21 protein-coding genes are annotated in these 21,207 nt (G+C 70.0%); 9 read left to right on the plus strand and 12 right to left on the minus strand.

Annotated features, from left to right (window positions below; all coding sequences use genetic code 11):
* Positions 1-17 precede the first annotated feature (17 nt).
* The 3 genes from AC07EQ_RS22085 to AC07EQ_RS22095 all read left to right on the plus strand — a co-directional run bounded on the left by AC07EQ_RS22085 (position 18) and on the right by AC07EQ_RS22095 (position 2,278).
* On the plus strand, positions 18-656 hold the full coding sequence (locus AC07EQ_RS22085) for a hypothetical protein (RefSeq protein ID WP_478389807.1): 639 nt from the start codon (positions 18-20) through the stop codon (positions 654-656).
* 401 nt (positions 657-1,057) lie between these two features.
* Positions 1,058-1,597 carry a cupin domain-containing protein gene (locus tag AC07EQ_RS22090; RefSeq protein ID WP_478389808.1) on the plus strand — a complete coding sequence of 180 codons (540 nt, stop codon included), beginning with the start codon at positions 1,058-1,060 and terminating at the stop codon, positions 1,595-1,597.
* A gap of 51 nt (positions 1,598-1,648) precedes the next feature.
* Positions 1,649-2,278 (plus strand): TetR/AcrR family transcriptional regulator, encoded by a 630-nt coding sequence (locus AC07EQ_RS22095; protein WP_478389809.1) that lies wholly within the window; start codon positions 1,649-1,651, stop codon positions 2,276-2,278.
* Between the two features lie 34 nt (positions 2,279-2,312).
* On the opposite strand, the gene AC07EQ_RS22100 is transcribed toward AC07EQ_RS22095, so the two are convergent.
* Positions 2,313-3,593, minus strand: coding sequence for an MFS transporter (locus AC07EQ_RS22100; RefSeq protein WP_478389831.1), 1,281 nt, complete (start codon positions 3,591-3,593; stop codon positions 2,313-2,315).
* A 170-nt stretch (positions 3,594-3,763) separates the two neighbouring features.
* On the opposite strand from AC07EQ_RS22100, the gene AC07EQ_RS22105 reads away from it, so the two are divergent.
* Positions 3,764-4,447 carry an SDR family oxidoreductase gene (locus AC07EQ_RS22105; protein ID WP_478389810.1) on the plus strand — a complete coding sequence of 228 codons (684 nt, stop codon included), beginning with the start codon at positions 3,764-3,766 and terminating at the stop codon, positions 4,445-4,447.
* Positions 4,448-4,698: 251 nt separating this feature from the next.
* Here the strand turns inward: AC07EQ_RS22105 and AC07EQ_RS22110 are convergent, their stop codons facing one another.
* The 3 genes from AC07EQ_RS22110 to AC07EQ_RS22120 form a co-directional block, all read right to left on the minus strand.
* Positions 4,699-6,030 carry an amidohydrolase family protein gene (locus tag AC07EQ_RS22110; protein ID WP_478389811.1) on the minus strand — a complete coding sequence of 444 codons (1,332 nt, stop codon included), beginning with the start codon at positions 6,028-6,030 and terminating at the stop codon, positions 4,699-4,701.
* Positions 6,031-6,433: 403 nt separating this feature from the next.
* On the minus strand, positions 6,434-7,090 hold the full coding sequence (locus tag AC07EQ_RS22115) for a response regulator transcription factor (RefSeq protein ID WP_478389812.1): 657 nt from the start codon (positions 7,088-7,090) through the stop codon (positions 6,434-6,436).
* A complete protein-coding gene (locus AC07EQ_RS22120; protein ID WP_478389813.1) occupies positions 7,087-8,886 on the minus strand; it encodes a sensor histidine kinase in 1,800 nt (599 codons plus the stop codon). Before AC07EQ_RS22120 ends, AC07EQ_RS22115 begins: the two co-directional genes overlap by 4 nt.
* Before the next feature lie 273 nt (positions 8,887-9,159).
* Between AC07EQ_RS22120 and AC07EQ_RS22125 the strand changes: the two genes are divergently transcribed.
* Both AC07EQ_RS22125 and AC07EQ_RS22130 read left to right on the plus strand, forming a co-directional pair.
* A complete protein-coding gene (locus AC07EQ_RS22125) occupies positions 9,160-9,867 on the plus strand; it encodes an ABC transporter ATP-binding protein (protein WP_478389814.1) in 708 nt (235 codons plus the stop codon).
* Positions 9,864-12,089: an FtsX-like permease family protein gene (locus AC07EQ_RS22130; RefSeq protein WP_478389815.1), complete on the plus strand. Its 2,226-nt coding sequence runs from the start codon at positions 9,864-9,866 to the stop codon at positions 12,087-12,089. The genes AC07EQ_RS22125 and AC07EQ_RS22130 overlap by 4 nt, the downstream gene beginning before the upstream one ends.
* Positions 12,090-12,380: 291 nt before the next feature.
* Here AC07EQ_RS22130 and AC07EQ_RS22135 read toward each other — a convergent pair whose 3' ends face one another.
* On the minus strand, positions 12,381-13,601 hold the full coding sequence (locus AC07EQ_RS22135) for a nitric oxide synthase oxygenase (protein ID WP_478389816.1): 1,221 nt from the start codon (positions 13,599-13,601) through the stop codon (positions 12,381-12,383).
* A 250-nt stretch (positions 13,602-13,851) separates the two neighbouring features.
* On the opposite strand from AC07EQ_RS22135, the gene AC07EQ_RS22140 reads away from it, so the two are divergent.
* Positions 13,852-14,283 carry a nuclear transport factor 2 family protein gene (locus AC07EQ_RS22140; RefSeq protein WP_478389832.1) on the plus strand — a complete coding sequence of 144 codons (432 nt, stop codon included), beginning with the start codon at positions 13,852-13,854 and terminating at the stop codon, positions 14,281-14,283.
* 87 nt (positions 14,284-14,370) lie between these two features.
* Complete coding sequence (locus tag AC07EQ_RS22145; RefSeq protein ID WP_478389817.1) at positions 14,371-14,961, plus strand: GNAT family N-acetyltransferase; 591 nt, start codon at positions 14,371-14,373, stop codon at positions 14,959-14,961.
* On the opposite strand, the gene AC07EQ_RS22150 is transcribed toward AC07EQ_RS22145, so the two are convergent.
* The 3 genes from AC07EQ_RS22150 to AC07EQ_RS22160 form a co-directional block, all read right to left on the minus strand.
* On the minus strand, positions 14,958-15,311 hold the full coding sequence (locus AC07EQ_RS22150; protein ID WP_478389818.1) for a YybH family protein: 354 nt from the start codon (positions 15,309-15,311) through the stop codon (positions 14,958-14,960). The two genes, AC07EQ_RS22145 and AC07EQ_RS22150, sit on opposite strands and share 4 nt — an antisense overlap.
* Before the next feature lie 115 nt (positions 15,312-15,426).
* The gene (gene trmB, locus AC07EQ_RS22155; RefSeq protein ID WP_478389833.1) at positions 15,427-16,071 is read right to left on the minus strand and encodes a tRNA (guanosine(46)-N7)-methyltransferase TrmB; all 645 of its coding nucleotides are present in this window, start codon (positions 16,069-16,071) and stop codon (positions 15,427-15,429) included.
* 143 nt (positions 16,072-16,214) lie between these two features.
* Positions 16,215-16,787: a hypothetical protein gene (locus tag AC07EQ_RS22160; protein ID WP_478389819.1), complete on the minus strand. Its 573-nt coding sequence runs from the start codon at positions 16,785-16,787 to the stop codon at positions 16,215-16,217.
* 233 nt (positions 16,788-17,020) lie between these two features.
* Between AC07EQ_RS22160 and AC07EQ_RS22165 the strand changes: the two genes are divergently transcribed.
* On the plus strand, positions 17,021-17,488 hold the full coding sequence (locus tag AC07EQ_RS22165; protein ID WP_235883813.1) for a universal stress protein: 468 nt from the start codon (positions 17,021-17,023) through the stop codon (positions 17,486-17,488).
* Positions 17,489-17,858: 370 nt separating this feature from the next.
* Here AC07EQ_RS22165 and AC07EQ_RS22170 read toward each other — a convergent pair whose 3' ends face one another.
* The 4 genes from AC07EQ_RS22170 to AC07EQ_RS22185 all read right to left on the minus strand — a co-directional run bounded on the left by AC07EQ_RS22170 (position 17,859) and on the right by AC07EQ_RS22185 (position 21,206).
* Positions 17,859-18,584 (minus strand): hypothetical protein, encoded by a 726-nt coding sequence (locus tag AC07EQ_RS22170; protein WP_478389820.1) that lies wholly within the window; start codon positions 18,582-18,584, stop codon positions 17,859-17,861.
* Complete coding sequence (locus AC07EQ_RS22175) at positions 18,581-19,528, minus strand: ABC transporter ATP-binding protein (protein ID WP_478389821.1); 948 nt, start codon at positions 19,526-19,528, stop codon at positions 18,581-18,583. Before AC07EQ_RS22175 ends, AC07EQ_RS22170 begins: the two co-directional genes overlap by 4 nt.
* 168 nt (positions 19,529-19,696) lie before the next feature.
* The gene (locus AC07EQ_RS22180; RefSeq protein ID WP_478389822.1) at positions 19,697-20,497 is read right to left on the minus strand and encodes an HAD hydrolase family protein; all 801 of its coding nucleotides are present in this window, start codon (positions 20,495-20,497) and stop codon (positions 19,697-19,699) included.
* 52 nt (positions 20,498-20,549) lie between these two features.
* A complete protein-coding gene (locus AC07EQ_RS22185; protein ID WP_478389823.1) occupies positions 20,550-21,206 on the minus strand; it encodes a response regulator in 657 nt (218 codons plus the stop codon).
* Between the last annotated feature and the right edge of the window lies 1 nt (position 21,207).

Consider the following 21,207-nt stretch of genomic DNA (forward strand, 5'->3'; position numbering starts at 1 on the left):
ACGGTTAACCTCGTGCTGTGGCGGTGTTTTCGGACCAGCGCGCGTTCGCTGCGGCGATCAGCCGCGCGCTCGCCGATGCGATGCCGGGCTCGCGGGTGTCGTTGATCGGCTCGCTGGGGGCCGGAACCGACGACGAGTACAGCGATATCGACCTCGCGTGGGTGGTGCCGGACGGCGCGGTGTCGAGGGCAGCCGATCGGCTGGGCGCGGCGCTCGGTGCGGTCGCCGAGGTCGCGTCCGTGCGGTCGGATCCGGAATTCCAGCGATCCGCGTTGCACCGGTTGGTCTTCGCGCGGTTTCGCGGCGTGCCGTTGTTCTGGCGGCTCGACCTGCAGATCTGGGCCGCATCGCACGCCTTCGACGCCGACGTTCCGCGGGCGAGCGGCACCGACTGGTCGCTGCCGGAAAGCGCGGCGATGAACGCGCTCGGGGCGTGCAAAGCAGTGCTGCGCGGGCGACCCGAGACGGCGGAAGGCTTGCTGTCGCGGGGTTTTCGCCGCATCGGTGAGCCGGATCCGGCCGGTGGATGGGCACAGCGCATCGCCGCGCTCGTCGATGCGGCCGCGGCTCGGGAACCGCGACTGCACGAGCTCGCTTCGGGCATCCATGCGCTGCTTCGCAGGTACCGCAACGACCTTCGGCTGTCGACGGGGTGAGGCCGAATGGATCTGGAGATCGTGCCGTTCGGTGACCGCCGACGCGCGATCCGGGGGAGTGGGCACGGCGCTGGTGTCCGGCGTCCTCGGCTGGGCGTCCCGCCGAGGCTTCCGCAGCTGTGGCACGGAGTGGTCGTCGGCGAATCCGGTCAGCGACGCCTTCTGGCGCGGCCGCGGCTTCGTGCCCGCGCTACACGCTCACCCGGCTGATCGACTCTCGCGTCGCCTGGGCCGACACCGCCCTGAGCTATCGCTATTTCTGAGCCGTGTTGGGCAGGCACGCGGCTCGCACCAGCGGTCATCGTGCGCCGGTCCGGTTGTCCGTCAGTAAACTACACGGTTCAGTTGAGATGATGCACTGATGAGTGTAATTTCGCGGTGAGACCCAGAGGAGGATCACCATGTCCTACCCACCAGACCGGTACCGGGGCGACGTCGGCGAGATCAGCGCTTCCTTCCGCCCAGCGAACGCCGATCCGGAGCTGGCCAACCCGTCCGGCACCAGGACGTACTACCTGGCCACCGGGAAACCGACCGGCCGGACCCACGACATCGCCACCGACGGCGAATTCGGGCTCTACCACGTGGTCGACCTGGCTCCCGGCGCCGGAACCGGCACCCACTTCCACAAGGCGATGTCCGAATCGTTCTTCGTCACCGACGGATCGCTGCAGGTCTACGACGGGGCGACGTGGCGCGAAGCGACCAAGGGCGACTTCCTCTACGTGCCCCCGGGCGGACTGCACTCCTTCTACAACGAGTCCGACGAGCCGGTGTCGTTCCTGATGCTGTTCGCGCCGGGCGCCCCGCGCGAGGAGTACTTCGAAGGCGTCGGGCACATCGCGGCGCTGGGCGACGCCGAGCGAGAGCGGTTCTTCGTGGAGCACGACAGTTACTTCACCGACCTGCGGTCCGGCCCCAAGAGCGGCAACTCCCGGTGAGGCCCGACGTAGACTGCACGGAGTAGTGCAGATCGTTGGAAGGGGGCTCCGGTGCCACCGACCGGCCGACCGGAGAAGCGCCGCGCCATCGAGCAGGCGGCGCGCAAGGTGTTCGGCCGCGAGGGCTACACGCGGGCCAGCGTGGACGCGATCGCCGCAGAAGCGCAGGTGTCCAAGCGCACCATCTACAACCACTTCGCCGACAAGGAACAGCTCTTCCTGTCGGTCGCGCTGGACGGGGCGCACGAGGTCACCGACGCCATCGCGCGGCTGATGGAGCTGCACCTGCGCAAGATCGTCGACCTCGAAGAAGACCTCGTCGCCTTCTGCCGGGACCGGGTCGCTGCGGTGGCGGAGTTCCCGGACCACTTCGCGCTCGTCCGGACGCTGGAAGCGGAGGTGACCCGGATTCCCCCGGCGGTGCTGGAGAAGTGGCTGGCCGCGGGCCCGCAGTCGGCGCACGAGCGGCTCGCGCCGTACCTCCGGAAGATCGCCGACAACGGCCTGCTCGAGTTCGACGACGCAGAGCAGGCCGCCTTGCACCTCAACCTGCTCACCATCACCGCCGTGCTCCAGCGGACGTTCTACGGCTCGATGCCGATTCCGCAGGCCGAGGCCGACGAGCTCATCGTGAGCGGTGTGCGGGCGTTCTTGCGGCTGTACGCCGCTGCTCGCTCCTGACGGGCGCTGTGGCGTCCACTTTGGATGCCGCGCGTCAGCTTTCGGATCGGCCGCCGGTCGAATCCCGCTGCTCCCCGCGTGGCGCCGCGCGGAGGGCGACCACCGTGATCGCCGCCGCGACCATCACGATGCCCACCACCCACAGGCCGGACTTCTGCGAGCCGGTCGCGTCCTTGAGCGCACCCGTGATGTAGGGCGCCGCGAAACCGCTGATGTTGCCCAGCGAGTTGATCAGCGCGATACCGCCCGCCGCTGCCGCGCCCGCCAGGAAGTTGCTCGGCAACGCCCAGAAGGTGGGCAGCGCCGCGCAGACACCGACGGCGCAGATCGTCACGGCGACCATCGCGCTGAACGGATTGCCCAGGTACAGCGCGATCGGGATGGAGATGCCGCCGAGCAGCATCGGCAGCGCGACGTGCCACACGCGCTCCCGCGTCCGGTCGCCGTGCGCGGCCCAGAGCACCATGGCCACCGCGCCGATCACGTACGGCACCGCCGTGATCAACCCCGTTTCCATCGTCGACAGGTCGGTGCCGTACTGCTGCTCGAAGCCCTTGATGATGGTGGGCAGGAAGAAGCCCAGCGCGTACAGCCCGTACGCGATGCCGAAGTACACGAACGCCAGCGCCAGGATCCGCGGGTGGGTAAGCGCCTTCCGCAGCGGCCAGCCGTGCGCCGTCTCGGTCTGCGCGCGCTCGGCCTCCAGCTGCTCGGTCAGCCACGCCCGCTCCTGCGGCGACAGCCACTTCGCCTGGGACGGCCGGTCGGTCAGGTAGAACCAGGTCACCACCGCCAGCAGCATCGCCGGGATGCCCTCGACGAGGAACATGAACCGCCAGCCGGACAGGCCGAAGACCCCGTGCCCGGTGCTGATCAGCGCGCTCGACACGGTGGCGCCGATCGCGCTGGACACCGGGACCGCGGTCATGAACAGCGCGACCGCCTTCGCCCGCTGCACCGCCGGGAACCAGTAGGTCAGGTACAGGATGATGCCCGGGAAGAACCCGGCCTCGGCCACGCCGAGCAGGAACCGCAGCACGATCAGCGCGGTGGGGCTCGGCACGAACGCCATCACCGTCGCGACCACGCCCCAGGTGATCATGATGCGCGCGAGCCACTTCCGCGCCCCGAAGCGGTGCAGGGCGAGGTTGCTCGGCACCTCCAGCACCAGGTAGCCGATGAAGAAGATGCCCGACGCGAAACCGAACGCGGTCGCGGTCAGCCCCAGCTCGTCGTTCATGCCGTTCGGGCCGGCGAAGCCGATGTTGACCCGGTCCAGGTAGTTCACGAAGTAGAGCAAGATCAGGAACGGCATCAACCGCACCGCGACCTTGCGCAGGATCCGGTTCTGGGCACCGGCAGGGGCGGTGTCGACACTGCTCACTCGGGTGACCTAAGCCTCATACCCCCAATGGGTCAAGGGGTAGTCCGCTGATTGGGACGGCCGGTCGCCGGGCCGAAACCGTACGGCGATACCGTTAGGACATGCCCGAACGCCCAATTGCCCTGGTCACCGGCGCCTCGCGAGGCATCGGTGCCGCCGTCGCCCGCTCGCTTTCCGACACGCACGACCTGCTGTTGGGCGGGCGCGACGCCAACGCGCTGCAGGAGCTCGTCGACGAGCTCCCCGGCGCCGAATCGTGGCCCGTGGAACTCACCGACCACGACGCCGTGGCCACTGCGGTCGCCGACATCGAACGGCTCGACGTGGTGGTGCACAGCGCCGGCCTGGTCGAGCTGGCCTCGGTCGCCGAAGCCTCCAGCGACTCCTGGCGGCGCACCTTCGAGCTGAACCTCTTCGCCGTCACCGAGCTGACGCGCCTGCTGCTGCCCGCGCTGCGCGCCGCGAAGGGCCACGTGGTGCTGGTCAACTCCGGCGCCGGCCTGTCCGCGAAGCCGAACTGGGGTTCGTACGCCGCGAGCAAGTTCGCGCTGCGCGCCTTCGCCGACGTGCTCCGCGCCGAGGAAGCCGGGTACGGCGTGCGGGTCACCTCGGTGTTCCCGGGGCGCACCGCCACCGACATGCAGCGCACCGTCCGCGATCAGGAGGGCGGGGCGTTCGAGCCGGACCACTACCTGCGCCCCGAGTCGGTCGCCGCGCCGATCGTGTCCGCGGTGCGGGCCACCGGCGACGCACACCTCACCGAGATCGTCATCCGGCCGTCCTGAGGCCCGCTCCGCAAGGGCCGACCCGCATGAGCCGACACTGCGCTGCGGGTACCTAGGGCCCTCTGCGGGAGCCGCAGTCTCGCTGTGGCCGCTCCGGCGTGGCGAAAGCCCTGGTCGCTACGCCGGAGCCGTCCAGCCGGACGACCTCACCGCAGTCCGAGCAGCACCGCATGCCGGCTGATGCCGCCTCGCGAAGCGCGCCCTGCCCCGGAACCGGTTCGAAGCATCCGGTCCGGACAGGTGGTCCCGGTTCAGCCCCGGATGTGCTGCGCGGATTTGCGTGCCGTGGCCTGCACGGTGCGCCGGTCCACGCGCGTGGGCTCCCGCTCGTACAGCACTTCTTCACCCGCGACCCAGACGTCCCGGACGCACCGGGAACCGGCGGCCCACACCACGTTGGCCAACACCTGATCGTCCGGCGCGTCCAGGCCCGTGGCGAACGCCGGGTTGTCGATGTCGAGGTGCACGATGTCGGCCCAGCGCCCGGGTTCCAGCGCACCGATGTCGTCGCGGTGCAGCGCCTCGGCCCCGCCTCGCGTCGCCGCGAGCAGCGCCGCCCGCGAGCTCAGCGCCGTCGCATCGCCCGTGACCGTCCGTGCGAACAGTCCTGCCAACTGCACCTCCTCCCACAGATCCAGATCGTCGTTGCTGGATGGCCCGTCGGTGCCCAGTCCCACCGGAATGCCGGCGGCCAGCATGTCGACCAGCCGTGCGGTCCCCGACGCGAGCTTCGCGTTGGATCCCGGACAGTGCGCCACGCCCACCCCGCGACGCGCGAACAACTCGATGTCGTCGTCCGACAGGTGCACGCCGTGCGCGGCGAGCACCCGGCCGTCGAGCACGCCGAGCTTCTCCAACAACGCGGGCACCGAACCGAACTGCTTGCGCTGCTCGGCGTCTTCGGCGGCGCTCTCCGCCACGTGCGTGTGGACCAGGGCGGCACGCTGTTGCGCGGACTCGCCGATGGTCTGCAGCGCCTCCGGCGGCAGCGTGTAGGCCGAATGCGGTCCGTACGCCAACTCCACCCGGTCACCGGGGCCGAACCGGAGGCCGTCGGCGTCGATCCACCGGTTGATCCCGTCGACCATGCCCTGCCAGCCGCCGAGCTTCTCCAGCGCTGGCGTGGAGATCACCGCCGATGCGAACACCACGCGCGAGCCGACCGCCAGGGTGGCCTCCACCACCGACTCGCCCATGAAGTACATCTCGGCGCTCGTCGTGACGCCGGCCCGCAGCATCTCGACGCACCCGAGCTCCATCCCGGCGCGGACGTCCGCCGGGCGCAGCCGAGCCTCGGCGGGCCAGATCACCTCGTGCAGCCAACGCAGCAGCGGCAGGTCTCCACCCATCCCCCGCAGCAGAGTCATCGGGCTGTGCGCGTGCGCGTTGATCAGGCCCGGCAGCAGGATTCCGCCGCATTCCCGGACGGTCGCGTCGTTCGGGCGTTCCGGCGCCCCGACCCGCGGCCCGCAGTACACGATGCGGCCCTCGGCGTCGACGTCCACCACGGCGTCCCGGATCACGGAGCAGCCGGGATCGCAGGGCAGAACCATCGGTGCGTGCAGGCGCAGTGCGATCGACATGCCCGCATTCTGCCCGACGCTTATCCGCCGCCCGCCGTGCTCATGACAAGCACCATGATCACCCCCGCCAGTCCCGCGATACCGCCTAGCACCGCCATGAAAAAGATGTCTTGCGTGCGCCTCGTCATGACTCCAGAATCGCCGGATTCCGGCCCCTGGACCTCGGCTGATCGGCCCGTCGACCTCGTTCGATCGGCCAATCCCAGCCGACCGTTCGACCGACCCCGAACGGGTAGGCGCAGCAGGCGGGTCCGGCCGTGCAGCAGCGCCGGCGGAACAGCGCCGCTGCTCGCCGGGCCATGCTGGTACACCGCAAGAAACCAACGGCGTGGCACACAAAGGCGGCGCACGAGCCGCCAGGAATCGGCCGGCTAAGCCGCGCCAACGCGCGCCACGGCGGAGATCATTCGTCCATGAGTCCGCTGCGCCAGGCCCAAGCCGCGGTCTCCACCCGGTTGCGGGCCTTGATCTTGCCCTGCGCGGAGGCGAGGTGCGTCTTCACCGTCGACAGCGACATGAACAGCTCCTGGCCGATCTCGCCGTTGGTCAGGCCGCGCGCGGTCGCCCGCACGACGTCGAGCTCGCGTTCGGTCAGGTCCACGGTCGGCGCCTGCACCGCGCGGCGTTGCACCTGGGGCTGCGAGAAGTGCTTGAGCAGGCGCACCGTGATCTGCGGCGAGACCAGCGCATCGCCGCGCTCCGCGGCCCGGATCGCCTCCAGCAGCAGCGTCGGGCCGGCGTCCTTGAGCAGGAAGCCGCTCGCTCCGTTCCGCAATGCGCTGTCGACGTATTCGTCGAGATCGAAGGTGGTCACGACGACCACCTTGATCGGGTCGGTGACATCGGGGCCGGCCAGCTGCTTGGTGGCCTCCAACCCGTCGATGCCGGGCATCCGGATGTCCATCAGGCACACGTCCGGCCGCTTCTCCCGCGCGACCCGGACCGCGTCCACGCCGTTCGCTACGTCCGCCACCACTTCGATGTCGTCCTGGGATTCCAGGATCATCCGGAAACCGGCGCGCACCAGCTCCTGGTCGTCGGCGATCAACACCCGGATCATCGCTGTCCCACTCCCCCGCTCTGCTCCGCCAACGGCAGAACTGCTTCGACGCACCAACCGATGTGGTCTCCGGGACCGGCCCGGAACCGGCCGCCCAGCAGCTCGATCCGCTCCCGCATCCCCACCAAACCGTATCCGCCCGAGCCGCCGACCGGTTGTTGGCGTACCGCCGTGCCGTCGTCGGTGATCCGCGTGTAGATGTTCACCGGGTCGGCGTGGACGTCGATCTGCACGTAACTCGCGTCGAGCGCGTGCTTTTCGGCGTTGGTCAAGGATTCCTGCACCACGCGGAGGGTGGAGCGGGCGACCTCCGGCGGGATCTCCCTGCCGAGGTCGACGCGCAGGTCCACAGTGGTCGGCCGGTGGTCGCCGACCGGAACCCGCCGAGTGGCGTTCACGAGGGCTTCGAGGTCCGCTTCGAGGTCGGTGGTGGCCTGCTCGGTGGCTGTCGACGCGCCGGCCGGTTCCGCGCCGCGCATGCTCGCGACCAGCCGGCGCATCGCGGTCAGCGCCTCGGTGCCGCTGTCGGCGATGCGGGCCAACGCGTCGGTCGCCGCCTTCGGGTTCTTCTCCGCGACCATCTGGGCTGCTTGGGCCTGCACCACGATGCCGGTGACGTGGTGCGCCACCACGTCGTGCAACTCCCGCGCCAAGGCCATCCGCTCGGCCTGCTGCGCGTCCGACACCGCGCTGCGCACGGTCTTCGCGCGCTCCGTGTCCCGCGCGCGGAAGTACAGCCCGGTGCCGACGGAGATGACCAGCAACAACCCGCCCATGAAGACCGGTTGCAGGTAGTCGTTGAATTTGTTGAGCGACGACGAGTCGACCGGTATCACGAACAGGGCGAACAGCGCCGAACCGACCAGCGAGACACCCGCCAGCAGCGCGCGCTGCGGCTCCGCGTGCCTGGTGGCGTAGGTCATCAGCAGCATTCCCGCCCCGGTGGAGGCGAACGGGATTCCGCCGATCATGCTGACGTCGGCCGGGAGCCCCCAGAAGCGCATCATCAACGCGGTCAGCACCAGCGCCGTGGCGCCGAGCACCGCCGCTTCGAACGGCCGGACCGGCCCGACGACGGCCAACACCGACATCACGACACCGCACAGCAGCAAGACCACGCCGCTGACCAGCGAGTCGTACCCGGTCTTCGTGAATTCCAGGAAGACCAGTGCGCTCAGCACCGCGATCACCGGCCACTGCCGGCGCACCAGCGCACGCAACGGGGTGTCCCGGGACTCTTCCGGCGCGGACCGCCGGCTGCGCAGGTAGATGCCGGTGCCCGCGGTGAGCATCAGCTGGAGGAAGCCGAAGCTCATCGTCTGGCCGAACACCATCCCCGGGTAGGCCCACGACGAGTCGAGGCGCACCAGCACCGATGCGACGCAGGCCACCACCAGCGCCGCGGCGACGGGAATGGCCTTGCGCAGCGGGCGGAACCGGAACAGGTAGAGCACCAGCAGCAGGCCCGCCAGGTTCTCGGTCGGGGTGATCTTCTCCAGCCCCAGGGAGTGGAAGTACGCGCCGTTCAGCTGGCCGACCACCGTGTTGCCGCACAGCACGGCCGTCGCCGCGAGCCCGCACCAGACCGGCGCGCGGCGACCGAGGATCGCCAGCACCGCCATCGCGGTGATCCCCGGGATCAGCACGATGTCGTCTTCGAACAACCCCAGCGTGTTCCCCAGCCAGATCAACCCGAGTAGCCCGGCGAAGATCCACTGCTCCCGCAGGAGATCACCGAGCCGACGCCACCACGGGGCGGTCGGCCCGGGTCCGGGGCTCGTCGCGAAGTTGCTCACGGCTCGACCGTAGCCGGTGGCCCGATTCGAACACCTTGGCCGAATGGTTCGAATGCCCTGACCGATCGGCCGACCCTCGCGTGTCGATCAGCGGCCCCGAGGCCGATCCGGAATCGGCCGCCGACCGCCAATCTCGAATCCAGCAGGTCCCGCACCGGTGGGGCCCCGAGATCCGGACCGCAGCCCGAACACGAGCAACCGCAGGCACGGCGAGCACGGGCCAGCACGGCGACGAACGGCGTTAGCGGCGCGAAACGAGCAGGAGGAAGGAAGATGTCGGCTTCAATCGTCGACCGGCGGCCCGGGGAGCCGTTCCTGGTGGGGCGCGGATTGGTCAAGAACTACGGCTCCTACCGGGCGCTGGCCGGGGTGGACCTCGCGATCCGCACGGGCGAGGTGATGGCGATCGTCGGGCCGTCGGGCTCCGGCAAGACGACGCTGCTGCACGTCCTGGCCGGGATCCTGCGCCCGGACGGCGGCGAGGTGCTCCTCGACGGGCACCGCATCGACCAGCTCGGCGAGGCGAAGCGCAGCGCGCTGCGGCGCCACGAGTTCGGGTTCGTCTTCCAGCAGGGCATGCTGGTCGGCGAGCTGACGGCGGAGGAGAACACGGCGCTGCCGCTGCTGCTGGCCGGTGCGAACCGGAACCAGGCGTTGGCGGGCGCGCGGGACTGGCTGGGCCGGCTCGGCCTCGGCGGGCTGGAGAAGCGGCTGCCCGGCGAGCTCTCCGGCGGTCAGGCGCAGCGGGTGGCGATCGCGCGGGCCCTCGCGCACAGCCCCAAGGTGATCTTCGCTGACGAGCCGACCGGTGCCCTGGACACCCGCACCGGTGCGGAGACCACGCAGGCGCTGTTCGCCGCCGCTGCGGCGACCCAGGCGGCCGTGGTGATCGTGACGCACGACCGCGAGCTGGCCGGCAAGACCGGCCGGATCGTGGAGATCCGCGACGGCCTGATCGCCGGCGGGGTGATGGTCGGATGAATCCCGTGCAGCTGGCGCTGCGGGTGTTGCGCGTGGACTCGCGCAGCCGCCTGTCGGCGCTGCTCACCGCGGCCGGGGTCGCGGTCGCCACCGCGCTGGTCCTGTTCCTGGCGACCCTGCCGAACGCGACCGACGCCCGAATGGACCGGGCGGCGTGGCAGCGCGGCGCCGCCGATCCCGCCGGCGCGGTTTCGCTAGCGAGCCTGGACTTCTTCCAGAACGAGAAGATCATCCGGCTCGACGTGTCGGGAGACCGGCCCGCGGAGGGGGGCGCGCCGGCCCTTCCCGCCCCCGGCGAGGTACTGCTGTCGCCGCGGTTGGCGGAGCTGGCGAAGCAGCATCCGCGCGAAGAGCTCGCCAACCGCTTCGACGGCAACGTCGTCGGCGTCCTGGACGAGGCCTCGTTGAAGTTCCCGGAGCAGCTCGTCGCGGTGGTCGGGCACCAACCGGGCACGCTGGACGCCGCCGAGGCCGAGAACTCGGGCTGGATCGCGGCCGGTACCGACGACTTCCTGCTGAAGTTCCTGTCCGGGGTGGGGATCGTGCTGCTCGCGATACCCAGCCTGGTGCTCGTCGCGTCGGCGGCCAGGCTGACCGCCGCTCGCCGGGAGCGGCGGCTCGCGGCCCTGCGGCTGGCCGGTGCGACGCCGGGACAGGTGGTCGGTGCCGTTGCCGCCGAGACCACCATCTCCGCGGCGGCGGGAACCGTCGTCGGTCTCCTGCTGAGCTGGCCGCTGCGGTTCGTGGGAGCGCAGGTCCCGTGGGGCGGCGGCACCTGGTTGCCGAGCGACTTCACCCCGTCGGTGACGACGGTCGTCGTGGTGGCGGTCGTCATTCCGCTGCTGGTCGTGCTGGCTGCGGTGCTGGGCCTGCGCCGGGTCGTGCAGGCCCCGGTCGGCGCGGCGATGAACCAGTCGCGGAAGGCGCCCAAGGCGTGGCGGCTGCTCGCGCTGCCCGCGGCAGCGGCGTTCTTCGCGTTCGGGCTCGCCACCGCCGAGAAGACCGGTGGCCTGACGTTAATGCTCGCGGCGCTCGCGGCGGTTCTGGTGTCCGCCTCGGTCGTCGGGCCGTGGTTGACCGGCGCGCTCGGCAAGCTGTTCGCCACCACGTGGCGACGGCCTGCGATGCTGCTCGCGGGTCGGCGGCTGCGCAGCGATCCGAAGGCCGCCTACCGATCCGTGTCCGGCATCGTCCTCGCGGTGTTCGTCGGGTCGATGGCGCTGACGCTGCTGCCCAGCTTCGAGACCTTCGCGGGCGGCGGCCGTTCCTTCAAGGACTCCGTGCTGTACGTGGACGTTCCGTCCGCGACCGCGGCCGACCAGGAGAAGCGCATCGTCGGCGAGCTGGAGCGCCGCGGTGCGAACGCCACGGTCGTGAGCGCGAACCAGGTCACCCTCGAGACCTCCGAAGGCGGGGCGTACTCCGGCCTGGTGATCAGCTGCCCGGATGCCGCGGCCGTGACCCGGATGGCCGTCGGCGTGTGCGCGGGCCCGCCGGCGATCCGCGCTGATCCGGCCACTCGGATGCAGACCTCTGGGCTGCGCCTCCGGGCCTACCCGGCCCCGGGCTCCAACGAGGAGCCGAAGACGTTCGACCTGCCCGCCAACGTCGTGACCCGGCCGTTCGGCGGCCAGGACCCCGAGCTGAGCGGTTCGGTGCTGATCGACCCCGAGCTGGTGCCGGAGGTGGCGAACGTCGGCGAGTCGACGCTGGTGGTGAACCCGGCGACCGACGCCGACCGGGAGAAGGTGCGGACCGCGCTGGCCGCGGCAATGCCCGCCGAGACCTTTCTGAGCCGTGAGCTGCGGCTGGAGGACCAGCAGACGATGCTGGGCGATCTCAAGCGCGTGACCGCCATCGGCCTGGGGCTGGCGTCCCTGATCGCGGGCAGCAGCGCCGCGATCACCGCCGCGTCGTCGGTGGTCGATCGCCGGCGCACCTTCGGCGCGCTGATCGCCGCGGGGACCCCCGTGCGCATGCTGGGGCGCGCTCTGCGGACCGAGGCAGCGCTGCCCGCGCTGGTCGCGACGCTGACCGCAGGTGCGGGCGGCATCGCGATCGGGGCCTCGATGCTGACCCTGTTCGGGGATGACACCCCGGTGGTGATCAGCAGCTGGATCTTCGCGCCGGTCGTGATCGGTGTGGCCGTCGCGGTCCTCGCCGCCTCCACCAGCGGCCCGATGCTGCGCCGCATCAGCAGCGAGCCCATCGCCGACGAGTGATGGGCGAGTGCCCTGTCAGCAACCATCCGGCCAGTTCCGCCCGCGCGGGACTGGCCGGATGGCCATCCGGGGCCGACCACATGACCGATCCGCCGAACCTGTCCCGAACGTGATGCTTGAAGAGTCGGAAGGAAAGACCAGGGAGGTCAGAGATGCTCGCCAACATCGTTTCTGGAATCGGAGCTTTCATCGCCCTCGCGGTGCTGCTGCTCATGTCGCTCAGCTCGGTTCTCCCCGAGATCATGGACCGCGTCGCGGCCCGGCGAGGTGCGTCGAAGGCCGGTGCGGGGGTCAGTCCTCGGGCAGGCCGGTTCCCAGGCAACGCCGGTTCATCCGGGCCAGCACGTCGTACCGTGGCCGGCTCGGTTCGGGGGACTGGAAGCCACTCGGTGCTCCCTGCCGGGCACGCCGGGTCGCTTCCTTGGTGACGGTGAACATCGGCCGGGAGGCATCGGTCCGGGGCGCGGAACGCAACCAGGCCAGCCGGTGCAGTGCCTCGCTGTGGTGGTCGGTGATCGTGACGCGCGCGGAGTCGAACGAGAACAGCACGGCCCGGTTGATCTCGACGATCGCCCGGTCCCGCCACAGGGTTCGTTCGGTGGAGGTGTCCATGCCCAGCCGTTCGGCCACGTGCCGGGTGACGCCGTACGCGTTCTCGTCGGCCAGCCCGCGGGTGCCGATCTCGGTTCCCACGAACCAGGTGTTGAACGGCGCGGCCGGGTACCGGATGCCGCCGATGAGCAGCTGCATGTTGCTGATCAGGGGCACCGTGTGCCAACGGAGGCCCAGCTCGACGAACCATGGGAGCTCCGGGTGCTCCAACGGGACTTCCTGCACGACGTCCCGCGGAACGGTCACCGGCTTGGGGCCTTCGTGGGCGGTTTCCACCACCAGCGGCAGGTGGTCGAAGCGCCCGCGCTGGGTCGGCGGTTTCCAACCGAGGCGCTGGGCTTCGGCGGTGAATCCGCTGTACCGGGCGTCGCCGAGCACGCCGCCGTCGGACAACGCGTAGCCCGCGTACCGGACGACCTGTTCGTTCCAGATGCACGGGCCGGGACCATCCGGCGAGTCCGGGGCGAAAACCGTGATCAGAGGCTGGATCCGGCCCGCGTTGGTGGCCAGCCGGAGATGCTCGAAGCATTCGCTGGCGATCGCTGAGGCGTTGCGCAGGCCGCGAAGATCGCGGACCTTCAGCCGGCGCCACGGCACACCGCTCGTGCACCACCCGCTGTCGCGCAGCGCGACGCGTGCGCCGTAGGCGAGTTCCTCGCTGGTGTGGCGGTAGGTACCGGTGTCGGCGAACTCCTGGCGTATCTCGGCCAGGCGCTGGGACAGGGAGCCTGCCTCGGGATGAGCGTCGTGGAAGGCCCGCAGGAACTGCTCGGCCGCCGAGATATCCGTGGTCGGTTCGGACCGATCGGCGATGAGTCGGCTCGTGCTGGTGGCGTATTCGCCACCGGTGTCCGGCGGGCGCTGCTGGGTCGGGATGACTTCATCACGGATATCCGTCACGGGCCGGAACGTAGTCGCGATCGCCGCTCACGCGTCACTGCATGAGCATTCTTCTTTTCGGTGAATTCACAACACCACGATCGCGCGACAACCCACTCATCGTGACTTCCATCGACGCGCAGGTCACGACGCTTGATCGCCCAATTGAGTGAACATCCTGCTGTTTGTCGTGGACAGCCAGGCCAAGTGCGGTGTCTGATCACCGCCAGCATCCGGCCTCCCGCGCGGCAAAGCTGGACGCGTGACGGCGATGAAGACGAAGATGCAGGTGCTGGAGGGCATGTACGCGGCGGAGGCCGAGTACCTGGCGGCCGGCGGGCCCGGCGAAGCGAGCTTCGAACCGCTCGCCGAGTTCTTCTCGCCCCAGGTCGTCCTGCACCAGGCCGAGGCGCTGCCTTACGGCGGAAGCTGGCGGGGCCACCAGGGCATGGAGCGGTTCTTCCTCGAGATGAGCCGAACCTGGGAATCGTTCGAGATGCTGGCGCAGGACTTCCTGACGCCGAGCGACACGACCGGGCCGCTGGTGGTGCTCACCCAGGTCCGAGCGCGCTCCCGGGCGACCGGCCGCCGGCTCGAATTCCCCATCCTGCAAACGATCGAGATCCAGGACGGGCAGATCATCGACATCCGCCCGTTCTACTGGGACACCGCAGAGATCGCGGAAGCCTGCACGAACGCGTGACCAGCGCTCGTCCGAGCCGGTTGACATTGCGCGCAGAGAGCGGAAAAGCCTTGGACGCGAGGGCGAAACGCTTGCTGGGATAGCCGGATGAGCTCCTTCTGGACGGGCCGGCTCGTTCGGCTGCGCGGCATCGAGCCCGAGGACTGGCGAGCGTTCATGCGGATGGACTCGCACTCCGAGCACCAGCGATCGGCGGACACGCTCTACCCGCCGCGCTCGGCCGACGGATACCGCGCGTGGACGGCCGAGCAGTCCGCCGCGCAACCGGTCGGCGACTCGCTCCGCTTGGTGATCGAGGCGCTGGACAGCGGTGCGCTGGTCGGGTCCGTCTCGACCCATGACGCGGATCCGCGCACCGGCCGGTTCTCCCACGGCGTGGCGATCGACGACCAGTACCAACGGCGTGGCTATGCGGCCGAAGCGGTCGTGCTCCTGCTGCGCTTCATGTTCGGCGAGCGCCGGTACCACAAATGCGAGGCGCAGATCTACGCCGACAACGAGGCGTCGCTCGCGCTGCACCGCACGCTCGGTTTCATCGAGGAAGGCCTGCTGCGCGAACACGAATTCTTCGCCGGTCGTCACCACGACCTGGTGGTCATGGGCGTGACGGCCCCGGAGTTCGCGGTGCGGCACGGTCTCGGCGGAGCGCCTTCCGGCGACCGGCGCGACGAGGCCTAGCCGAGCAGGTTGGGCTGGTCGATCACCCAGAGCCAGGTGCCGTCGGGCTGACGGCGGGCCACCTCGACGGTGACGCCGCCGTCTGCCAGCCGCACGGAGGTGAGCGCCAGGTCGCCGTTCCGGATCGCGGGCTGCGTCGCGCCGGGCGCGAACTCGGGCTTGGCCGCCACGAGCTGCTCGTACGCCGCGCGGATCTCCCGGTGCCCGACAACTCGCCCGGTCGGGACGATCAGCACGGCGTCGGGCTCGTACAGCGCCACCAGTCCGTCGACGTCGCCGGCGTTGAGCCGTTCCAACACGAACCGGTTGAGGTCCTCCGGCTGCGCTGCGCGCTGGCGGGCGCTGGTCATCGCGCTCGTCCCCTTCTGCTCAGAGAACTCGTTCCGAGCACACGATGGCAGAAAGGCCCGACACGACAACCGATCCCGGGCGGCAGCAGCTCACCGAGGTCTGCCGCGGAACCGGCTAGATGCGCTCGAAGATCAGGTCGTGGATTTCGCGGCCTTCTTCGTGCGCCCGGTTCTCGAACTTCGTGACCGGTCGCCACTCCGGCCGCGGCGCCCAACCGCCCGGCTCGTCGGCGTACCGGTTGCGCAGCTGCGGTTCCGCCTGGCAGACCTCCAGCATCTGCTCGGCGTAGTTCTCCCAGTCGGTCGCGAGGTGCAGCACGCCGCCGGGCGCGAGCCGGGATGCGATCAGCCGAACCGAGTCGGGCTGCACGAGACGGCGCTTGTGGTGGCGCTTCTTCGGCCACGGGTCGGGGAAGTAGATGCGCACCTCGGCCAGCGACGCGGGCTCGATGTGGTCGCGAAGCAGCACGATCGCATCGCCGCGCAGCAACCGGAGGTTGGTGATCTCCAGCTTTTCGGCCCGCAGCATCAGCTGGGCCAGCCCCGGCTTGTAGACCTCGACCGCCACGTAGTTGGCGTCGGGCTGGGCGGCGACGAGCTGCGCGGTCGTTTCGCCCATGCCGGAGCCGATCTCCAGCACCGCCGGCGCGGAGCGGCCGAACCAGGCCGCGAGGTCCAGCGGGCCCTCGGGCAGCGCGGTCACCTCGGAACCCAGCTCGGACCAGTGGCGATCCCAGGCGCGCTGCTGGCCCACCGTCATCCGCTCGCCGCGCTGGACGTAGCTGACGACGGTACGACGAAACGGAACCTGCTGGTCAGAGGCATTCACGGGGACTCAGTATCGCAAACCGGTGATGGGCCCCGACGACCGAACCCACTCGTCCGGGAGGCGGGGCCGGTGGATCACCAGGATTCGATCTGCCCCAGCATCGATACCAGGCCGGTGGACCGCTTGACCGGCACCGGAACCGGCTCGGTCTCGCCGTGCGCCGGCACCACGTTCAGCCAGCCCCGGTGCTCGTCGGTCAGCACCACGGTGGTCGGCATCCGCATCGGAGCCCGGTCCGAGGGCGCGAACTCCCAGTACCCGGCCTCGCCGATGCCGGCCCAGGGCACGAAGACCCAGCCCGGTCGCGCACCGAGCACCGCGTGCGCCTCGTCCTCGATTTCGAACGCCGCTTTCCGCGATTCGATCTCGCCGCGATCCAGCGCCCGCAGCCACCACGGGGCGGGCAGCCGGCGCTTGGCGCCGTGCAGCTTGCGGAACAGCTCGAGCACCTGGTGTTCGGGCGCGGTGTGGATCCAGCTCCGCCGCAGCGATGCTGGTGTCGCCGCCTCCAGCGCGGGTGGATGTGCTTCGGTGGCCAGCGACCATTCGAGCCTCGGCACCGGCTCCAGCTGGACGTCGTCCGTCGAACGAACTCGCGCACCGTCCTGCTGCGCCGGAACTGCCGGGATTTCCTTCGACTGCACCATCGGCCCACCCTTCTGCTGTTGAGAAAGTTGCGAGCCACGAACTCGCCCTCGGCCAGCGCATGCCCCCAAGCGACGCTGGTTCGGGACATCCCTTACTCAATGCCTTACCACAGCGAATGCAAAGAATGACGCGAGCATACCGTTTGTGTCAAAAGTCACATGTTTACAACGTGTTCGGTCGACCCCCCGCAGGTCGACTCGACAAGTCACCCGGATGCGGTTGGAGTGGGGGGGTGCCAGACCAGACGATCCAACAGGTGGAGATCGACGGCGGTGTCGTCGTCGGCGTGGACAGTTCCGCATCGTCGCTGCGCGCCTTGATCGTGGCGGCCGAGGAGGCCCGGCGCCGCAGCGTCCCCTTGCACGTCGTGCGGGCCTGGAGTTTCCGGACCGCACCGCGACCGGCGGACTGCCCGCCGAACGTCGTGCCGAGCATGGACGAGTTCCAGCAGTCGGTCTTGGCCGACACGGAACGCATCGTGGCCAACAAGCTCGGCGAACATCCCGATCTCCCGGTCCACATACACGTCGTCCACTCGCCGTCGCCGCAGGCGCTGCTGTCGGCATCGCGGGGAGCGGACCTGCTGGTCGTCGGCCACCGCGGGCGCGGCGGGTTCGCAGGCCTGATGCTGGGCTCGGTCGCCGAGCAATGCGTCCGGCACGCGGCCTGCCCGGTCCTGGTGGTCCGCCCCAGCGTCTGATGCGGGACGCCGCGCGAGGTCGTCGGAGCCGCTGCGGACATCCGGAAAGCACAGGGCCCGGGCCATCCCCCGAATGACAGCCCGGGCCCTCCCCCGTCCCGACCGCCGGCGCCCCCGAGCGCTGTTGCAGTCGGTCGAATTCGGTTGTGCCAGTCGGCCCCGTCGTCAGCCTCGCGCGGTGTCCACAGCGGACCCTGCGGTGCCGCACGCACCGGGAGGCGACGTCTGCGGCTCGATCTTGCCGCTGATCCTATCGGTTGACGTGATCAGACTCTCGGCCGGGCCGGGTAACGTTTTGCTATCCCGCGCCCAACTGGGCATTTCTATAGTTGATCATGGTAGGTTCCGCAGCCGCTTCGGTTCTCGCTGGTCAGGCGTCGCGCCGCCGAACGATGATCAAAGCGATCACCCACAGGACCACCGCGACGGCCGCGAAGTAGGCCAGCGCGCCCCACGGGCCGAACGGCATGTCGCCCACCCCGTCGGTGCCCGAGATGAAGTGGCCGGCGGCGTTGAACGGCATCCACTTCTGCACGTCGGCGCCGATCTTCGGGATCAGTCCGACCAGGCTCTCCACCAGCAGCGGCCAGAGCAGCAGCAGGGCGACCGCGCCGGCCGTCTGCCGCAGCATGGCGCCGACCGCGACCGCCAGCACCGCGCCGATCGCGAACACCAGGCCGACGCCGGCGACCTGGCGCCAGTCGTCGCTCGTGGCGAAGGCGAGATCCGCGCCCGGTGCCAGTAGCTTCGCGACTCCCCACGAGCCGAATGCGGCCGCCTCGCCGATGATCAGCGCCACCAACGCGACGACGACGGTCTTGGCCAGCAGCGCGGCGGTCCGGTTCGGCACCGCCTGGAGGGTCGCCCGGATCGTGCCGAACCGGTACTCGGTGGTGATCGACAACGCGGCGAGCACGAGGATCACCATCAGGCCGAACTGGTAGCCGGCCTGCGTCATCGACAGCGACATCTCGTTCTCGAGCTGGGACGCGAACAGCGTGGTGAAGCCGATGGTCAACGCCAGCGCGAGGAAGGCGCACCACCACGGCGACCGGGTGGAGAAGAGCTTGATGCGTTCGACGGCGAGCAGGGTCATCGGGCCACCCCCGAGGTGTTCAGCGCGGACGCGGCGGCGCCGAGATTGGTCTGGTATTCAACGGCGTTGCCGGTCATCTGCATGAAGGCCTCCTCCAGCGAGCTCCGCTGCGCGGTGAGCTCGTGCAGGACGATCCCGTGCTGTGCGGCGAGTTCGCCGATCTGCTCGGTCTCGGCCTCGTCGACGACCAGCGTGTCCTGGGCCGTCGACCGCACGCTCAGTCCCTGTGCGCTCATGAGCTGCTGCAGCTGTGCTGCCCCCGGCGAGCGCACCAGCACGCCCTGGGTGCCTGCGTTGTCCACGAACTGCTGGGTGCTGCACTGCGCGATCAGCTCGCCGCGGCCGATCACCACGAGTTCCTCGGCCGTCAGGGCCATTTCGGAAAGCAGGTGGCTGGAGACGAACACGGCGCGCCCCTCGGCGGCCAGGCCCTGCATGAACCGCCGGATCCAGTGGATGCCCTCCGGGTCCAGCCCGTTCACCGGCTCGTCGAACAACAGGATCTTCGGGTCGCCGAGCAGGGCGGTCGCGATCCCGAGCCGCTGCGACATGCCCAGCGAGAAGCCGCCCGCCTTGCGGTTCGCGACCTCCTCCAGGCCGACCATGCCGAGGACCTCGTCGACGCGCTTCACGGGCAGGCCGTTGGACTTCGCCATCCACAGCAGGTGGGTGCGCGCCGACCTGTTGGGGTGCACCCACTTCGCGTCGAGCAGCGCGCCCACGGTGCGCAGCGGGTTCTTCAGCTCGCGGTAGGGCTTGCCGTCGATGCGCACCTCACCGGACGTCGGCCGGTCCAGGCCGAGCATTATGCGCATGGTGGTGGACTTGCCTGCCCCGTTGGGGCCGAGGAAACCCGTGACCCGGCCGGGCTTCACGGTGAACGACAGGTTGTTCACCGCGACTTTCGGGCCGTAGCGCTTGGTGAGGCCGATCGCCTCGATCATGATCACTCCTGTAAGCCGACAATGCCGCGGCCCAACCGGGCCACACCACAAAGGGTGCCTGGCCGACCCGTGCGCCTGCATCGGCCCAGCGTCTGGACCTCGGGTCAGACCTGAGTCGTAGTAGGCCCCGTCCTGCGGGATGACAGCCTCAGGGGTGTCCCGGAGATCTCACCGGAACCAGCGGTCCAGGACCGCTGCCAGCCCGTCCTCGGCGACCGGCCCGGTGACCTCGTCGGCCGCGGCGCGCACGATCTCCGCCGCCTGCCCCATCGCGACGCCGTGCGCCGCCCAGCGCAGCATCTCGATGTCGTTGTCCCCGTCACCGGCGGCGAAGGTGTCTTCGCTCGCGATGCCCAGTTCGGCGCGCAGCTTCTCCAGCGCCGAGCCCTTGGTCACGCCTTCCGGCACCACGGTGACCCACGGCTCGTAGTGGTCCACGGTGTAGGTGCAGTTGGGCAGCCGGACCCCGGCCATCGCCGCGATGAGTTCGGTGGGCTCGTGATCCACCCAGTTCGCGATCAGCCGCGGCACCGGGTGGTCGACGAGTTCGTCCAAGGTGGCCAGCTGCTGCGGTCCGTGCAGCTCGTCCTCGGAGAACTTGCTGGTCACCAGGCTGCCGGCGCCGATGTCCTCGCTCGCGAAGATCGCCCCGGGCAGCCGCCTGGTCAGTTCGGCGAGCACCGGCCCCGGTTCGAACGTCTCGATCGACACGGGTTCCCGCGCCGCCACGTCGACCCGCACCGCTCCGTTGGAGCACAACGCGAATCCGCTGGTCAGCTCCAGCACGTCCAGGATCGGCAGGGTGCCGAGCGTGCTCCGGCCGGTCGACACCACGACCTGGGTGCCCGCTTCGACCACGCGGCGCACCGCGGCCTTGACCTCGGCGGAAATCGCTTGGGTGGCGGGGTCGAGCAGGGTTCCGTCGATGTCGAGGGCGATGAGTCGGGGTTTCCACGCGGCGTCGCTCACCACCGCAGGCTAGCCGTCCACCAGCGCGTTCGTGGGTGGCTGGAGGCGCAATTCACGCCTCACCCGGTTTGACCAGACCGGTTTCGTAGGCGAGCACCACGGCCTGCACCCGGTCCCGCACGTCCAATTTGGACAGAATGCGGCCGAGGTGGGTCTTCACGGTGGCCTCGGACAGGAACAGCGTGCCCGCGATCTCGGCGTTCGACAGTCCTTTCGCGACCAGCACCAGCACCTCGCGCTCCCGCTCGGTCAGCACGTCGAGCACCGACGCGTCCCGCAGCCGGCCGCCGCGCTCGCCGAGGAACCGGTCGAGCAGCCGCTTGGTGACGCTGGGCGCGACCACCGCGTCGCCGCTGGCCACCGAGCGCACCGCTGTGACCAGGCTCTCCGGCGGGGCGTCCTTGAGCAGGAATCCGCTGGCTCCGTTGCGCAGCGCGGAAAGCGCGTACTCGTCCAGGTCGAAGGTGGTCATCACCAGGACCTTCGCGCTGTCCGCCGCGACGATCCGGCGGGTCGCCTCGACGCCGTCGAGCACCGGCATCCGGACGTCCATCAGCACCACGTCCGGCCGCAGCCGCTCGGCGAGCCCGATCGCCTCCTCGCCGTTGCCCGCCTCGCCGACGACCTCCAGATCATCCTGCGCGTCGAGCACCATCCGGAAGCCCATGCGCATCAGTTCCTGGTCGTCCACCAGCAGCACCCGCACCATG

Source organism: Saccharopolyspora sp. NPDC045839 (genome assembly GCF_056431645.1).

What these genes read in the sequence shown, in the direction of transcription:
- AC07EQ_RS22140 (WP_478389832.1), top strand. Translation starts at nt 13,852, where the DNA reads ATGAAGACGAAGATGCAGGTGCTGGAGGGCATGTACGCGGCGGAGGCC.
- AC07EQ_RS22175 (WP_478389821.1), bottom strand. Translation starts at nt 19,528, where the DNA reads ATGATCGAGGCGATCGGCCTCACCAAGCGCTACGGCCCGAAAGTCGCG.
- trmB (WP_478389833.1), bottom strand. Translation starts at nt 16,071, where the DNA reads ATGACGGTGGGCCAGCAGCGCGCCTGGGATCGCCACTGGTCCGAGCTG.
- AC07EQ_RS22100 (WP_478389831.1), bottom strand. Translation starts at nt 3,593, where the DNA reads ATGCCGTTCCTGATCTTGCTCTACTTCGTGAACTACCTGGACCGGGTC.
- AC07EQ_RS22170 (WP_478389820.1), bottom strand. Translation starts at nt 18,584, where the DNA reads ATGACCCTGCTCGCCGTCGAACGCATCAAGCTCTTCTCCACCCGGTCG.
- AC07EQ_RS22110 (WP_478389811.1), bottom strand. Translation starts at nt 6,030, where the DNA reads ATGTCGATCGCACTGCGCCTGCACGCACCGATGGTTCTGCCCTGCGAT.
- AC07EQ_RS22145 (WP_478389817.1), top strand. Translation starts at nt 14,371, where the DNA reads ATGAGCTCCTTCTGGACGGGCCGGCTCGTTCGGCTGCGCGGCATCGAG.
- AC07EQ_RS22125 (WP_478389814.1), top strand. Translation starts at nt 9,160, where the DNA reads ATGTCGGCTTCAATCGTCGACCGGCGGCCCGGGGAGCCGTTCCTGGTG.
- AC07EQ_RS22090 (WP_478389808.1), top strand. Translation starts at nt 1,058, where the DNA reads ATGTCCTACCCACCAGACCGGTACCGGGGCGACGTCGGCGAGATCAGC.
- AC07EQ_RS22130 (WP_478389815.1), top strand. Translation starts at nt 9,864, where the DNA reads ATGAATCCCGTGCAGCTGGCGCTGCGGGTGTTGCGCGTGGACTCGCGC.
- AC07EQ_RS22160 (WP_478389819.1), bottom strand. Translation starts at nt 16,787, where the DNA reads ATGGTGCAGTCGAAGGAAATCCCGGCAGTTCCGGCGCAGCAGGACGGT.
- AC07EQ_RS22105 (WP_478389810.1), top strand. Translation starts at nt 3,764, where the DNA reads ATGCCCGAACGCCCAATTGCCCTGGTCACCGGCGCCTCGCGAGGCATC.
- AC07EQ_RS22115 (WP_478389812.1), bottom strand. Translation starts at nt 7,090, where the DNA reads ATGATCCGGGTGTTGATCGCCGACGACCAGGAGCTGGTGCGCGCCGGT.
- AC07EQ_RS22185 (WP_478389823.1), bottom strand. Translation starts at nt 21,206, where the DNA reads ATGGTGCGGGTGCTGCTGGTGGACGACCAGGAACTGATGCGCATGGGC.
- AC07EQ_RS22150 (WP_478389818.1), bottom strand. Translation starts at nt 15,311, where the DNA reads ATGACCAGCGCCCGCCAGCGCGCAGCGCAGCCGGAGGACCTCAACCGG.